At 64.7% G+C, this 13,260-nt stretch carries 12 protein-coding genes; 5 read left to right on the forward strand and 7 right to left on the reverse strand.

The window, feature by feature from the left end; genetic code table 11:
• Nucleotides 1-19: 19 nt before the first annotated feature.
• The gene (locus tag C8J43_RS11425) at nucleotides 20-2,524 is read left to right on the forward strand and encodes a TonB-dependent receptor (RefSeq protein WP_165899613.1); all 2,505 of its coding nucleotides are present in this window, start codon (nucleotides 20-22) and stop codon (nucleotides 2,522-2,524) included.
• Between the two features lie 17 nt (nucleotides 2,525-2,541).
• Nucleotides 2,542-3,711: a CehA/McbA family metallohydrolase gene (locus tag C8J43_RS11430; RefSeq protein WP_133031008.1), complete on the forward strand. Its 1,170-nt coding sequence runs from the start codon at nucleotides 2,542-2,544 to the stop codon at nucleotides 3,709-3,711.
• A 45-nt stretch (nucleotides 3,712-3,756) separates the two neighbouring features.
• Here C8J43_RS11430 and C8J43_RS11435 read toward each other — a convergent pair whose 3' ends face one another.
• Together C8J43_RS11435 and C8J43_RS11440 are read right to left on the reverse strand one after the other, a co-directional pair.
• On the reverse strand, nucleotides 3,757-4,275 hold the full coding sequence (locus C8J43_RS11435; RefSeq protein WP_133031009.1) for a hypothetical protein: 519 nt from the start codon (nucleotides 4,273-4,275) through the stop codon (nucleotides 3,757-3,759).
• 124 nt (nucleotides 4,276-4,399) lie between these two features.
• Nucleotides 4,400-7,222 (reverse strand): TonB-dependent receptor, encoded by a 2,823-nt coding sequence (locus tag C8J43_RS11440; protein ID WP_133031010.1) that lies wholly within the window; start codon nucleotides 7,220-7,222, stop codon nucleotides 4,400-4,402.
• Between the two features lie 225 nt (nucleotides 7,223-7,447).
• Here C8J43_RS11440 and rsgA point away from each other — a divergent pair, with 225 nt between their 5' ends.
• Complete coding sequence (rsgA, locus tag C8J43_RS11445; RefSeq protein WP_133031011.1) at nucleotides 7,448-8,443, forward strand: ribosome small subunit-dependent GTPase A; 996 nt, start codon at nucleotides 7,448-7,450, stop codon at nucleotides 8,441-8,443.
• A 55-nt stretch (nucleotides 8,444-8,498) separates the two neighbouring features.
• On the forward strand, nucleotides 8,499-8,747 hold the full coding sequence (locus C8J43_RS11450) for a hypothetical protein (protein ID WP_207893383.1): 249 nt from the start codon (nucleotides 8,499-8,501) through the stop codon (nucleotides 8,745-8,747).
• 5 nt (nucleotides 8,748-8,752) lie between these two features.
• Here C8J43_RS11450 and C8J43_RS11455 read toward each other — a convergent pair whose 3' ends face one another.
• The 5 genes from C8J43_RS11455 to C8J43_RS11475 form a co-directional block, all read right to left on the reverse strand.
• On the reverse strand, nucleotides 8,753-9,097 hold the full coding sequence (locus tag C8J43_RS11455; RefSeq protein ID WP_207893384.1) for a Rap1a/Tai family immunity protein: 345 nt from the start codon (nucleotides 9,095-9,097) through the stop codon (nucleotides 8,753-8,755).
• A gap of 34 nt (nucleotides 9,098-9,131) precedes the next feature.
• On the reverse strand, nucleotides 9,132-9,686 hold the full coding sequence (locus tag C8J43_RS11460) for a L,D-transpeptidase (RefSeq protein WP_243645545.1): 555 nt from the start codon (nucleotides 9,684-9,686) through the stop codon (nucleotides 9,132-9,134).
• 353 nt (nucleotides 9,687-10,039) lie between these two features.
• A complete protein-coding gene (locus tag C8J43_RS11465) occupies nucleotides 10,040-10,315 on the reverse strand; it encodes a hypothetical protein (protein ID WP_056049482.1) in 276 nt (91 codons plus the stop codon).
• Between the two features lie 319 nt (nucleotides 10,316-10,634).
• Nucleotides 10,635-10,970 (reverse strand): hypothetical protein, encoded by a 336-nt coding sequence (locus C8J43_RS11470; RefSeq protein ID WP_133031012.1) that lies wholly within the window; start codon nucleotides 10,968-10,970, stop codon nucleotides 10,635-10,637.
• Nucleotides 10,971-10,973: 3 nt separating this feature from the next.
• Entirely contained in the window at nucleotides 10,974-11,315 is a 342-nt protein-coding gene (locus C8J43_RS11475) for a hypothetical protein (RefSeq protein ID WP_133031013.1), read from the reverse strand.
• A 185-nt stretch (nucleotides 11,316-11,500) separates the two neighbouring features.
• Here C8J43_RS11475 and poxB point away from each other — a divergent pair, with 185 nt between their 5' ends.
• A complete protein-coding gene (gene poxB / locus C8J43_RS11480; RefSeq protein ID WP_133031014.1) occupies nucleotides 11,501-13,249 on the forward strand; it encodes a ubiquinone-dependent pyruvate dehydrogenase in 1,749 nt (582 codons plus the stop codon).
• The last annotated feature ends 11 nt before the right edge of the window (nucleotides 13,250-13,260 follow it).

Consider the following 13,260-nt stretch of genomic DNA (forward strand, 5'->3'; position numbering starts at 1 on the left):
GGCTGGGTGGGAAATAATGATGACCCGTATTCTCGTGTCGCGCGTGGCCTTGGCCACCGCGCTCTCTACTAGCGCGCTCGTCGCACAGCCCGCTTTCGCGCAGGCAGCGACAACACCCACGGTTCCCGCAGCCGGTCAAGGTGGCGGAGAGACGACCGGCGACGACATCGTCGTCACCGGTCGCGCCGGTACCGAAGGCCAGCGCAAGGTCGAGACGAGCTACGCCATCTCGACCATTTCCGACCGCGATCTCCGACTGCGCGCGCCGGTCGGGGTGGCCGAAGCGCTGAAGCAGGTGCCGGGGTTCTACACCACGCCGACCTCGGGCGAGGTCAGTGCGGGCGTCCGCGTCCGCGGTATCCCGAGCGACGGGTTCCAGACCGTCGCGCTGCTCGAGGACGGCATTCCGATCCAGGGCGATCCGGGGCTCGGCTGGCTCAACGGCGACCAGTCGCTGCGGATCGACCAGACCGTCGAGCGGATCGAGGTCGTCCGCGGCGGACCATCGGCGATCTTCTACTCGAACGCCCCCGGCGCGGCGATCAACTTCATCTCGCGGCGCGGCGGTGATACGCTCGAGGGGCTGATCCGCTACGAGGGATCGAGCTACAATTCGCACCGCGTCGACGGCTGGCTTGGTGGCCCGATCGGCAACACCGGCTGGCACTTCTTCACCGGGGGTTATTACCGGCTGTCCGACGGCCAGCACCATTCGGGCTTCAGGCAGGACCAGGGCGGCCAGATCCGTGCGACGCTCTCGCGCGATTTCGAGCGCGGCTCGGTGTCGTTCGGCGTCAAGCGTATCGACGAACGCGTCGGCTATTGGGGTGGCGGTATCTACACGACCAACGCCGCTGGCGACGTGGTCAGCGTGCCCGGCCTCGACAATCGGAAGGACAATATCGCTGGCCCGGACACGCAACATCTGACATTCCGGACCCCCAACGGCCCGGTCGCATTCGACAATGCGGTCGGCAGTACGGTCCGCCTGACCCAACTCAGCCTGCAAGCCGAATACAAGCTGACCGACACGATCAAGATCCAGCAGAACACGCGCTACCGTGACAGCTTCACGCAGCGCAACAGCATCACGCCGTACAATGTATCGCCCGCGCAGACCTTCCTGAACGCGAATTTCGGCAAGGCGATCAACGCCGCTGCCGGGCAGACGCTCGGGCTGTTCTACCGCGACACTGGCACCGCGTTCGATATGGCCAACCAGAACGGCAACGGGCTCGCGCTGGTCGATCTCGCGCGGACGCATACGGTGCCGCTGAGCGAGTTCATCAACGACACACGGATCGTCGGCAAGCTCGACCTGCTAGGCCATCACGATCTCGCCATCGGCTTCTATTATGCGCGCGAGAACGAGCACTATGGCGCGAACACCGCGTCGGTGCTGACCGACGTCAAGAACCACGCCGATCTGCTCGACGTGTACCGGCTCGACGCCAGCGGCAACAAGCTCGCGTCGCTGACCGAAGGCGGCATCGTCGGCTACGGCGCCGAGTTCGCCAACGCCAACGGCATTTCGGACAACGTCGCGGTCTATGCGAGCGACGAGTGGCAGATCACGCCGAAGCTGCGGTTCGACGGCGGCGTCCGCTATGAACGGATCAAGACAAGCGGTGCAGTCGAGGGCGCGCAAAAGGTCAATCTGGGCCAGAGCCCGACGCTCGCCGACGATGCGGTCGGCACCGGCACGGGCGTCTTCACGCCGTTCTCGCGCAAATATGACGGGTTCGCCTGGACGGCGGGCGCCAATTATCAGCTCCAGCCCTATGTCGGCGCGTTCGTCCGCTATACCGACACGTTCCGGCTACCCGCGGTCTCCAACTTCATCACCAACGCGGGCGCGACGCCGGTGGTGCAGACGCTCAACATGCTGGAGGGCGGTATCAAATACTCGCGCGGCTCGGTCGATTTCTACGCGACCGGCTTCCGCACCGTCTACAACAGCTATCAGATCAGCGATTTTCGCACGCTCGCCAACGGCCTGTTGTCGCCGGTCACGGTGTACGGCGACACGATCACCAAGGGCGTCGAACTGGAAGCGACGATCCGCCCGGTCGCGTGGTTCGACCTGCACGGCTCCTGGACCTATCAGGACTCACGCTTCTCCGATTTCGTCTACACCAACAGCGCGGGCGTGCTCACCGACTATTCACATCACCGCCTGAACGGCATCCCCGAGAATATTTTCCGCGTCACCCCCGGCGTGACGCTGTTCGGCGACACGCTCCTTGTCCAGGCCGACGTCAATTATTCCGGCCAGCTCTATACCGACGTCGCCAACAAGATCAGCCTGCCGTCCTATGTCAGCGTCGACCTGCAGGCGCAGATCAACGTCACGCCGAAGCTGCAGCTCCAGCTGATCGCGCAGAACATCACCAACACGCTCGGCCTGACCAACGGCAATCCGCGCGCGGGGACGATCGACAGCAGCGAAGCGGGGCAGGCGGTCTTCATCGGCAGCTCACTGTACCAGCGCAACGTCCGCGCCGCCGTCAGCTACCGTTTCTAAGCCGGAAGGATTCCATCATGCTCGATCGTCTCGCGCTAATCGCGCTCGTGTTTGTATCCTCCTCGGCAGACGCGGCTGCTCCTGCCGCCGTTGATCCGAAGATCCCGCCGGTTGCCAGCCTGACGGAGGGCCAGTGGCTGAAGGGCGATCTCCATCTGCACTCGCGGCACAGCACCGATTCGAGCAACAACCCCGAGGCGAAGATCATTCGCTTCGCCGAAAACGCCGGGTTCGATTATCTGGCGATCACCGACCACGACAATCACGTCCACGGCGATGTCGCACACAACACCTGGTCAGACCCCGAGTTCAGGTCGAAGTCGGTGATCCTGCTGTACGGCGCGGAATGGACGACGGTGCGCGGCCACGGCAACGTCTTTTCGGCCAAGCCCTATGATCACCAGCGCCTGTTCGACGTCGAGGACGAGCGCGATGCGAAGATCCTCGCGGTCAAGAAATCGCTCGGCATCCATCTGTCGGCGAACCATCCGAGCGGCAAGGACCATTTCGGCTTCTCCTACGACATGGTCGACTCGATCGAGGTCTGGAACTCGGCGGTCTGGCCGACCAACCTCAACGCGATGATGATCTGGGACGACATGCTCCGATCGGGTCGCAAGCTGACCGGGCGCGGCGGCAGCGATTCGCATCACGGCATTCCCGATACGGCTGCACAAACCGTGCCCAACAGCATCCAGGCGACCGCTAACTATGTCGGCACGCCGACGACCTGGGTCTTCGCCAGGACGCGCACCGCGCAGGGCGTGATCGATGCGCTCGGCAACGGCCGCGTCTCGGTCAGCGCCAACCCCGACGATCCGCGCGTCGAGCTGATGGCGGACCGCGATGGCGACGGCCGAATGGACATGATGATGGGCGACAACGCGGCGCCGACCGGCAAGCCGGTGACGTTCCAAGTCAAGCTCGTCGGTGGCAGCATCAAGGGTGCGGCGTATAAGATCAAGGTCGTCAAGGACGGGGAGGATTTCGGCGCCTATACCAGCAACCCCGCGACCGGGTCGGCGACCTTCACCGACACGCCGCCGGTCCACGGTCGCACCTATTACCGCGTCACCGTCGAGGGCCCGCAGACACCCTATCCGCAGGTGCCCAATTCGATGGCGCTCAGCGGCAACATGGTCGCGCTGTCGAACCCTATCTTCTTCAACTTCGACCCGAAGTTCTAGCGCGGGGTGGGCGGGGCGACCCGATGCGGGATGTAGCGACCGCCCTCAGGTGATCCAGCTCCGCATGCAGGTCGCCGACCACGTCGCCTGCGGCCGCTGGACGACGCAGATCAGCCCGTATCCGAAGGAATCCTGTTCGCGAAAAGACACTTCGACGAGCGCGAGACGTCCGGTTTTTGCGAAAATCGGAGCCGTGAATGTCACGTACCTGGCGTGGCCCTCTTCGTTGGTTGCCGCGCCACGCGTCCCCTTCCATTCACATGCAGGCTTGAAGTTGGGCACCGCATAGGCCGTCGCATTGCCCGCCATGTCCTCGAACTCTTGCGAAGACAGCGAGAGCGAAGCCTTGAAGTCGGGCGTCCAGCTCTGGACGGACAGGATGCGGGAAGCAGCCTGTACATCCGGGGGATACGCTGTCGATCGCGAGTTTGTCGTGGCGGTATAGGCCGCCTGTAGAACGTCGCAGGTTCGCGCCGCCGATGCGAATGTCGTCGTGACAGGCGGTGAGCCGGCTGTCACCGGTCCGAGAAGTTCGACCGTCAGTGCCGCCATGATCAACAGCATCGGTTTCCAAGACTCCCCGGCGTTTGGGCACACTGTCCTGGCCTATATACCACGACGGCGCGGCCAGTGGCCAGTTGATCGCCGCCGGTCGCCATTCACGTGCGACCGGCGGTGATGCCAGCTATTACATCTTCATCGTCAGGCTGAACTGGAACACGCGGCCGGTATTCATGTAGCCGCCGTTGCGATCGTTAGAGATGTAGCGTTCCGACTTGCCGACCGTCGCCCAGTAGGTGTGCTGATCGAGCAGGTTGCGCGCCGCTACGCCGATTTCGAGATTTTCGGTGGCGGCGAAGGCGAGGCCGAAGTTCATCTCGCCGATCGGCTGGACGTAGATGTCCGGCTGGCTGTCCTGCACGGTCGCTAGGAAACGACCGGTGTAGTTGTATGATAGGTTGGTGCGGAACTGGCCGGCGGCATAGAAGATCTCGGCATTGTAGATCAGGTTCGGCGCCTGCGGCAGGGTCGATTTCCGGATGTCGGTCGCCGAGATCTGATAGTTCGCTTCGGTGTGCTGGTACGTGATGTTGCCGCCGACCCCGAAATTGCCGAGGAATTTCGACGCCAGCATGTCGCCGATCGTGAAGCGGCCCGACGCCTCGATACCGCGTGCGTTGCCGTCGCGGCCGTTGGCGGGCTGGATCGTCGTCACCGACCCGACGGTATCGCCGATCGAGCGCGTCCCGGTCGGCACGAGGATATTCTTGAGCGTCTTGTAATAGAGCGCGACCTGGAGGTAGCGGCCGACGCCGCCATAATATTCCACGCCCGCGTCATAGCTCCATGCCTCGACCGGTTTCAGGTTCGGGTTGGGCCGGGTGACGGTGATGTTGCCGCTGGAATCGGCATCGCTCCGCTGGGTCGGGCCAGCGAGCTGGTCGAAGGCCGGGCGCGCATAGCTGGATCGCACCGCACCGCGCACGACGAACCGCGCATCGGGCTTCCATGCCGCCAGCAGGCTGGGGTCGAGATGGTCGTAGTCGCGTCCGGCATCGACGAAATTGCCGCCGACGCCGTTCGCGTTGGTCGAGAAATACCGCGCCCGGAAGCTGTTGTCCTCATACCGGAGCCCCGGCATCACCTCCAGCGTCCCGATCGTCAGCGTCGCCGTCGCATAAGCCGCCTTGCGCTTTTCGTTGCCCTTGAGCAGGCCCTGGTTGATCACCGTCGGCGATACGAGCGACTGGTTCACATATTGGCTGACCTGGGAATCGAGCTGGCTGCGTTCGAGGACCTTGATCCCGCGCGATGGATAATAATCGAGGAAGTCGGTCAGCACATAGCCGTTATACTGGTTGATAGTCTGCCCCTGCACGGTCCCGTTCTGAAGCGGCGTCAGGAACCGGTAGCGCGTGACATCGGGCGCCAGCGAGCGACCGTCGCGGTCCGAATCCTCGTACAGCCCGCCGATCGCGACGTTGGTCAGCACGCCGGTGCCGTCCCAGCCGATGCTGCCCTTTACGGTCTTCTTGACCTCCGACAGATAGTCGTAGCCCTGCTGGATATAGAGCTGGCTCGGCCGGTCGAGCGACGAGACATAGGCGCTCGCCCCCGACGAGAGCACCGGCCGCGGCGATTTGGGGTTGGACAGGTCGACGACGACACCCTGCGTCGCGGCGCCGGTGTTGTTCGCTGCGCCGTTATAGGCAATCCCGCGGAATGCCGCCTCGATCCGCTGCGGCTGGTCGAACCGACCGTCGGCATAGGCGCCTTCGAGCGAGGCGGTGAAGCCGTTCCAGTGCGCCTTGCCGCCAAGCTGCGCGGAGAACAGCTCCTGCTCGACGTCCTCGGTGCGGAAATAGCTGGCCGGGTTGATGCCGAGCGGGGTGTAGACGCCAGCGGCGTTGTATGACTGGGTCGTGCTGCCGCCGGTCAGGGTGCGGACCGGGTTCGAGTTGGTCTGGCCGCGCGTCAGTTCGTTGCGCAGCCCGGTCTGGTTCATCGTGTTGGTGTTGAGATAGGTCGCGTAGTTCACCCGCGCGAACAGTTCGACGGGGTCGCCGTGATAGTCGAGCGAGCCGGTCGCGCCGTAGCGCTTGATCTCGTTGTTGTAGAAATTCCATTGGACGCCGTCGGCCGACAACGCGTCGCCGTTGGCGCGGGGCGTGCCGACGTTGAAGGCGGTGGTCTTGTAGTCGTTCTGCACCGCGGTCGATTCGGCGGCGTTGGCGCGCTCCTCGTAATAGCCTGCGACATAGACGCCGAACTGATGGTCGCTGCCGAAGCGCCGCGCGGCGTCGATACCGACCGCGCCGCCGAAACCCTTCTGCTTGCGATCGAGCGCGAGCTGCGCGCCTTGGGCTAGGACGCGGGCGCGGGTGAAGTCGGTCGAGAAGTCGAACGCGGTCGGCGTCCGCAGGTCGATGATGCCTGCGATCGAGTCCGAATCCTTGGCCGCCCCGGGCGTCTTGTCGACCGCGATCGCGCCGACCGCGAACGGCGAGAACAGGTTGAGCGAGATCGCGCGCGAGCTGCCCGCGACCTGAGGCAGGCGCAGGCCATCGAGCGTGTAGGCGTTGTAGCCGGTGTCGAACCCGCGGATCGAGACATATTGCGCTTCGCCGGTCGCGCTCTGGTTGCGACCCTGGTCGCGGCTCACCGAGATGCCGGGCAGCTGCTTGGCGAGATCCGCGATCCCGGTCTGCGAATGGATCGCGACGTCGCCGGTGGTAACGATGTCGATGACGCCGACCGCGTCATGCTCCTCGGCGAGCGCGGTCTGCTGACGACGGCCGTTGACGACGATGTCGCCGGTGATCGCCTCGCTGGCGGTTTGCTTGGGCAGCGTGTCGTCCGTCGTCGCTGCGGCCGGGCTGGTCTGCGCGAACGCGGCCGTGCCGGGAACGACGACGATCGCGGCGGCCAGCGCCCCGCCGGCAACATGGGTCAAAAGAGCAAGCGCGCGCGATCGCTGCCGGCGTACCGGCATCGGGAGTGTCGTGTTCATGGTTTCCCCCCTGGGATGGTTGGGCGGACTGTCACGTCCGTTGACCGGGCAGCTAGGACCGATTCGATACCGTTTTATGACAGGATCGTATAATTGTACGAGTTTGGTTATGTTTTACGCTACGGAATGCGCGGATGCGCGACGACCATCAGCCCAGCCTATCTGCCGCTGATCGAATGCTGCAATATCCGATGCCGGCCGATCGAAAGCGGTTATAGTCACCCGATGACACCGATGACCGACACCTTGGCAGACCTTGGCTGGACTGCACATTTCAGCGAGCAGATTTCGGACGAGGAGGCGCAGCACTGCCATCCGGTCCGCGTGATGGCGGTCCATCGCGGCAAGATCGCGGTGACGGGCGAGGGATCGCGCGACTTCGTCTCGCCTTATATCCCCGGCGCGCAGCCGACCGACGACCACCCGACAGTCGGCGACTGGCTGTTGTTCGACGATGCGATGGGGCATCCGATCCGCGTGTTGCACCGGATCAACCTGTTCAAGCGACGCTCGCCGGCCGATCCGCGCAAGGATCAGATGATCGCGGCCAACGTCGATACGGTCTTCATCGTCGCGTCGTGCAACCAGGATTTCAGCGTCGCGCGGCTGGAGCGGTATCTGGTGCTGGCGCGCGAGGTCGGCGTGCAGCCCGTTGTGGTGCTGACCAAGTCCGACCTGACCGATACGCCGGAAACCTTCGCGGCGGCGGCGCGCGCGATCGAGCCGGGTTTGCTGGTCGAGACGGTCAATGGCCGCGATCCCGGCGACGTCGCGCGGCTCGCGGCATGGTGCGGCCCGGGCAAGACCGTGGCGTTTCTCGGATCGTCGGGCGTCGGCAAGTCCACGCTCGTCAATACGTTGCGCGGCTCCGACAGCATTGCGACGCAGGCGATACGCGAAATCGACGGCACCGGTCGCCACACGACGACGGTGCGCGAGATGCATCGGCTCGAACAGGGCGGGTGGCTGCTTGATCTGCCGGGTATGCGCGAGCTGCAACTGTCCGAGGCAGCGTCCGGCATCGCCGAGGTCTTCGACGATTTCACGCTGGCCGCGCAGGAGTGCCGTTTTTCGGATTGTTCGCACCGCGTCGAACCGGGTTGCGCGATCCAGGCGGCGATCGCTGCGGGGACGCTGACCCCGGAGCGGTTCGACCGCTGGCGCAGGCTCGCGGCAGAGGAAAAGGGACCTGTGTCGACCGGCGGTCGGCGGCGGTCCTAAGCGTGCGTCATGCCAAGGTTCGGGGTGTTCCGGTCTCTGCCGCTACGCCGATGCCGTGACCAACGATACCAACCCTTCGCGCCGTCCCGCGCTGCATTTCGTCGGGTTTCGGGGGGACGAATATTCGCGTGCGATCCGCATCTTCGGGCCGCCGGACTTCATCCATGTCGGCTGGGACAGCTGGGCCAAGCTGGACGTGGCGGCCGGCGACGTCGTGGTGTTCGCACGCGGCACCTTCGACGATCCGCCGTCCGCCTACAGTTTCCCGGATATCTACGAAGCGCTGGACGACGAGTCCGCCTGACAGGCTTACTTGCGCTTCCGCTTGACCGGGGTGCTTCCGCACGGAAATTTCGCCCGTAACGCGTTGCGCACGACGAAGGATGGCGCATCGGTCCATTGCTCGTCGTGCATCCGCAGGTATCGCCGGACCGACGCGACGGTATCCAGCGTCGAGGCGCTCGCGGGTTTCGGACAGATCTGGCGCGCCTGCGACAGCGTGTCGAACGCACCGATGATGTAGCCGGTGCAGAAGGTGGCGGCAGGATCGGTGTCCTTGCCACGACAGTCGCTGACCAGTTGCTCCGTCGTCAGCGAACTGACCACGACGGGCGCCTTCGACGCGGCGAGTGCGGCAATCATCAACAGGATCATGCAGTTCTTCTCTTCGATCGAGCGGGTATAACGGTCATGCAGCGGGCTCGCTCTGCGCCGCGCCGTCGAGATACGGCAGCAGCCGGAGGCGCGGGAATACCTCGTCCAGCGTCTTGGTGTCGGGCAGGATGTAGACGACACCGCCGGTCTTCTTGAACAGCGGGCTGAGCTTGCGCGTATAGAAGGGCGTGCCGACGTTGACGCAGCCGAACGAGATCCGGTTGTCGTCGGGCGATGGCGACAGGAGCCGCTGGACGCGCTTCTCTTTCTTGTTCGTGGTGATGACCGCGTGGATCGCGACGGAATTGGCGTAGTCCACCCAGAGCACGCGCTCATGGCCGAACGCGCGACCGAACTTGGCGACATACCGACCAGCGGGCGTCGTGCGTTCGGCGGGGCCGATGTCTTCCAGCTTCTTGGCCCCGACCCCCGGGGTCGAATCGTCACCGATGCCGATGCCGAGCAGGACGGGCGTCTGTCCGAGCAACGTGCCGTCTGCCGCGAACAGATAGAGCAGGGCGGCCGGCTTATCGATGACGATATAGGGGAGGGCGGCGTTGTCCTGCGCCGCCTTGACCCAAGCCATCACCCGAGATGCGGATTCTGTCGGAATGGGAGCGGGCACCGGGGGAGCAACGCTCGCGACCTTCCGTTTTGAAGGTGGGCGTTTTGCAGTTGCGCCCTTTGCAGACGTGCCTTTTACCGACGGGCGCTTGGCAGGGCCGGTTTTCGCGTTCGCCGCTGTCTTGGCAGGTCGAGTGCTGGCGTCGGCGGTCTGGGCATTCGCGAGGCAAGGTGCCGCCGCAAGCGACACCAAGGCGGCGACCCGAAACGCACAAGAAAACGGCTCTGACGCCATCGTTCGAAGATTGATCATTCGACGATTTAGCAGAGCCGTTTTCCGTTACAAGTGCCGGTTACCCGGCATTAGATGTTCGGCGATCAGCCGCGCGGCTTGCGCGCGCGCTGCTTCTGGAGCTGCTGCATCTGCTGGTCGACGCCATCGACGCGGCCGTTGAGCTGGTCGATCCGCTGGCCGTTCTGCTGTGCCTGGCCGGCTGCAGCCTGGGCCTGGGTCAGAGCCTGACCGGATACGCCCTCGACCGTGCGCAGACGTCCGTCGATGCCGTCGATGCGGGTGTTCACCGTGGCGATCTGATCGTTGACATAGCCCTTGGTCGCGCAGCCGCCGAGGCTGACCGAACCGAGCAGGATCATCGCAACTGCCGAACGCTTTGCAAAGTTAGAATTCATTCCCTCACCTCATCTGTAGTGGTATTTCCCGGCGACCAAGGTCCCGGCCCGATGCATTTGGCAATTCGTTTTGGCTGAAATGTGTCCGTTACGGGTCCAATCGAAGCACCGATTTTGCGCAAAACGGGGGGCGTCAGACGGCGGTTTCGCGGTTCCGGCGTCTTTGCAGCGAATACTTGGCCGGGCTGTATGTCATTGGTGTCACATCGTTTTTCAGGCGTCGTGGTCGTAGGGCATGCATCGTTACGGCGTCCATCGGCTGCCTTCGACCCGTGTCGGGCGTTCACCCCTGATCGTTTGCGCCGTTTTCGAACCACTCCGCATAGGGCGTGTTGGCGACCATGCGGCGATTGAGGTCCGGTGTGCCGTCATCCCACCAGACCGGTCCGCGTTCGCCGAGCGCGACCTTGGCACGATCGACGCCCGCCCGCGCCTCTGCCAACGCTGCCTTGTCGGCCTTGCGCAACACGACCCCCACCGCGCGTCTGGCCTGCATCAGCTCGGCGACCAGCGCGGTACGGCGATCCTCGGACAGCGAGGGATCGGCGCAACGCCATAGCCTGCCGCGGACGACGAAGTAGCGGCCGTCCGGGGTTACCGGATGAACGTCCGCGGGCACGCCTCAGCGAGTCTTCTTGGCTGGCGACGCGGTGAAATCGGGATCCTTCTTCGCGACCCAGTCGACGAACTTGCGGATGGTCGGATTGGCGAGCAGGCTGTCGACATCCATCCCGGCGCGCTGCAATTCCGAATTGGTGAAATTGGTGGTCAGCGTCTGCTGGCAGACCGGGTGCATCGGCACCACATCGCGCCCGCCCCGGCTTTTCGGCACCGGATGATGCCAGACGATCGTCGTCCCGGTCGGGCGGCCGCACAACCAGCATGGCACCGCCTGCGGAACGTCCTGCTCCTCCGCTGCCTGCGGGTCTTCATAGGGCATGTGTTTCGAATGCTTGCGGGCCATGGTGTACCTGAACTGTCTCGACGGGCGCTTCCGACGGGTGCGACTCAAAGCCGTTCCGTTCGTGTCGCGCAAGCCGGACTAGTGTGAAAGATTGCGCGCGCTGCATCCCTACCGACGTGAAACGCGTTTGCGTCCTGTCCGTCGTTCGATCGACAGCGATCATCCGAATTGCCTGGAGCCGTTACATGCCGAAGACCGTCATCGCCGACCTGTTCGCCGAAACGCTGCATCTGGCCGGGGTCGAGCGCATCTACGGGGTGGTCGGCGACAGCCTGAACGGGTTGACCGACAGCTTGCGGCGCCAGGGCAAGATCGAGTGGATCCATATGCGCAACGAGGAGGCGGCCGCGTTCGCCGCGGGCGCCGAGGCGCAATTGACCGGTCGGCTCGCGGTCTGCGCCGGGTCGTGCGGCCCCGGCAACATGCATCTGATCAACGGTCTGTACGACTGCAACCGGACCCGCGTCCCGGTGCTGGCGATCGCCGCGCAGATCCCGAGCGGCGAGATCGGCTCGAACTATTTCCAGGAAACGCGTCCCGAGGCGCTGTTCCGCGAATGCAGCGTGTATTGCGAGACGATCTCCGACGCCGACCAGATGCCGCGTACGCTCGAGACCGCGATCCGCGCCGCGGTCGGCCATCGCGGCGTCTCGGTCGTCGCGATGCCGGGCGATGTCGCGTTGCGCTCCACCACCGGCACGCTGACGCGGTCGGCGGGAGCCTTGTTGCCGCCGCGCTCGACGACGGTCCCCGCGGACGCCGATATCGCCGAACTGGCCACGCTCTTGAACGGCGCCCGCAAGGTGACGATCCTCGCCGGCCGCGGGTGTCGGACCGCGCACGCCGAACTGCTCGAAGTCGCCGAACGGCTCCAGGCGCCGATCGTCCACGCGCTCGGCGGCAAGGAGTTCGTTGAATACGACAACCCCTATGATGTCGGCATGACCGGGTTGATCGGCTTTTCGAGCGGCTACGATGCGATGATGGGCTGCGACGTGCTGCTGATGCTCGGCACCGACTTTCCCTACCGTCAATTCTATCCGGTCGACGCCAAGGTCGCGCAGATCGACCTGCTTCCCGAAAATCTCGGACGGCGGACCGCGATCGATATCGGGCTGGTCGGCGATGTCGGTGCGACGCTGGCGGCGCTGATGCCGCATCTGACGGGCGCAGGCGACGGCGCGTTCCTGAAATCCGCGCGCGACAATTATGCCGAGGCGCGCAAGGGTCTCGACGAACTCGCCGACGGAACGCCCGGCAGTGGGGTGATCCATCCCCAGCACGTCGCTCGCGTCGTCAGCGAGGTCGCGGCGGACGATGCGGTGTTCGCCTGCGACGTCGGCACGCCGACGATCTGGGCGGCGCGCTATCTGAAGATGAACGGGCGCCGCCGGCTGATCGGGTCGTTCAATCACGGATCGATGGCCAACGCTCTGCCGCAGGCGATCGGCGTGCAGGCCAGCTTCCCGGATCGCCAGGTCGTCACGCTGTCAGGCGATGGCGGTCTGGCGATGCTGATGGGCGAATTGCTGACGGTTCGTCAGCTCGGGCTGCCGGTGAAGATCATCGTCTTCAACAACGGTACTTTGGGCTTCGTCGAGATGGAGATGAAGGCGGCGGGGCTGGTCGAAACCGGCGTCGCGCTCGACAATCCGGATTTCGCGGCGATGGCGCGGGCGATCGGAATCCACGGCGTCCGGATCACCGATCCCGGCGAGGTGGAGGCCGGCGTCCGCGACGTCCTGGCGCATCCGGGGCCGGCGTTGCTCGATGCGGTGACGGCGCGCACCGAATTGTCGATGCCGCCCAAGATCACGCTCGAGCAGATGAAGGGCTTCACGCTCTACATGGCCAAGGCGATCATCAGCGGTCGCGGCGACTCGGTCGTCGAGCTCGGCAAGACCAACGTCGGTCTGCTGAAGCGCTTGTTCTGATCGGACGGGAC

Origin of the sequence: Sphingomonas sp. PP-CE-1G-424 (assembly GCF_004341085.1) — a bacterium.
Lineage (GTDB): Bacteria > Pseudomonadota > Alphaproteobacteria > Sphingomonadales > Sphingomonadaceae > Sphingomonas.

Excerpts from the sequence above, each read along its gene's own strand:
- C8J43_RS11425 (WP_165899613.1), top strand. The coding sequence starts at position 20 with ATGACCCGTATTCTCGTGTCGCGCGTGGCCTTGGCCACCGCGCTCTCT.
- C8J43_RS11430 (WP_133031008.1), top strand. The coding sequence starts at position 2,542 with ATGCTCGATCGTCTCGCGCTAATCGCGCTCGTGTTTGTATCCTCCTCG.
- C8J43_RS11435 (WP_133031009.1), bottom strand. The coding sequence starts at position 4,275 with ATGCTGTTGATCATGGCGGCACTGACGGTCGAACTTCTCGGACCGGTG.
- C8J43_RS11440 (WP_133031010.1), bottom strand. The coding sequence starts at position 7,222 with ATGAACACGACACTCCCGATGCCGGTACGCCGGCAGCGATCGCGCGCG.
- rsgA (WP_133031011.1), top strand. The coding sequence starts at position 7,448 with ATGACACCGATGACCGACACCTTGGCAGACCTTGGCTGGACTGCACAT.
- C8J43_RS11455 (WP_207893384.1), bottom strand. The coding sequence starts at position 9,097 with ATGATCCTGTTGATGATTGCCGCACTCGCCGCGTCGAAGGCGCCCGTC.
- C8J43_RS11465 (WP_056049482.1), bottom strand. The coding sequence starts at position 10,315 with ATGATCCTGCTCGGTTCGGTCAGCCTCGGCGGCTGCGCGACCAAGGGC.
- C8J43_RS11475 (WP_133031013.1), bottom strand. The coding sequence starts at position 11,315 with ATGGCCCGCAAGCATTCGAAACACATGCCCTATGAAGACCCGCAGGCA.
- poxB (WP_133031014.1), top strand. The coding sequence starts at position 11,501 with ATGCCGAAGACCGTCATCGCCGACCTGTTCGCCGAAACGCTGCATCTG.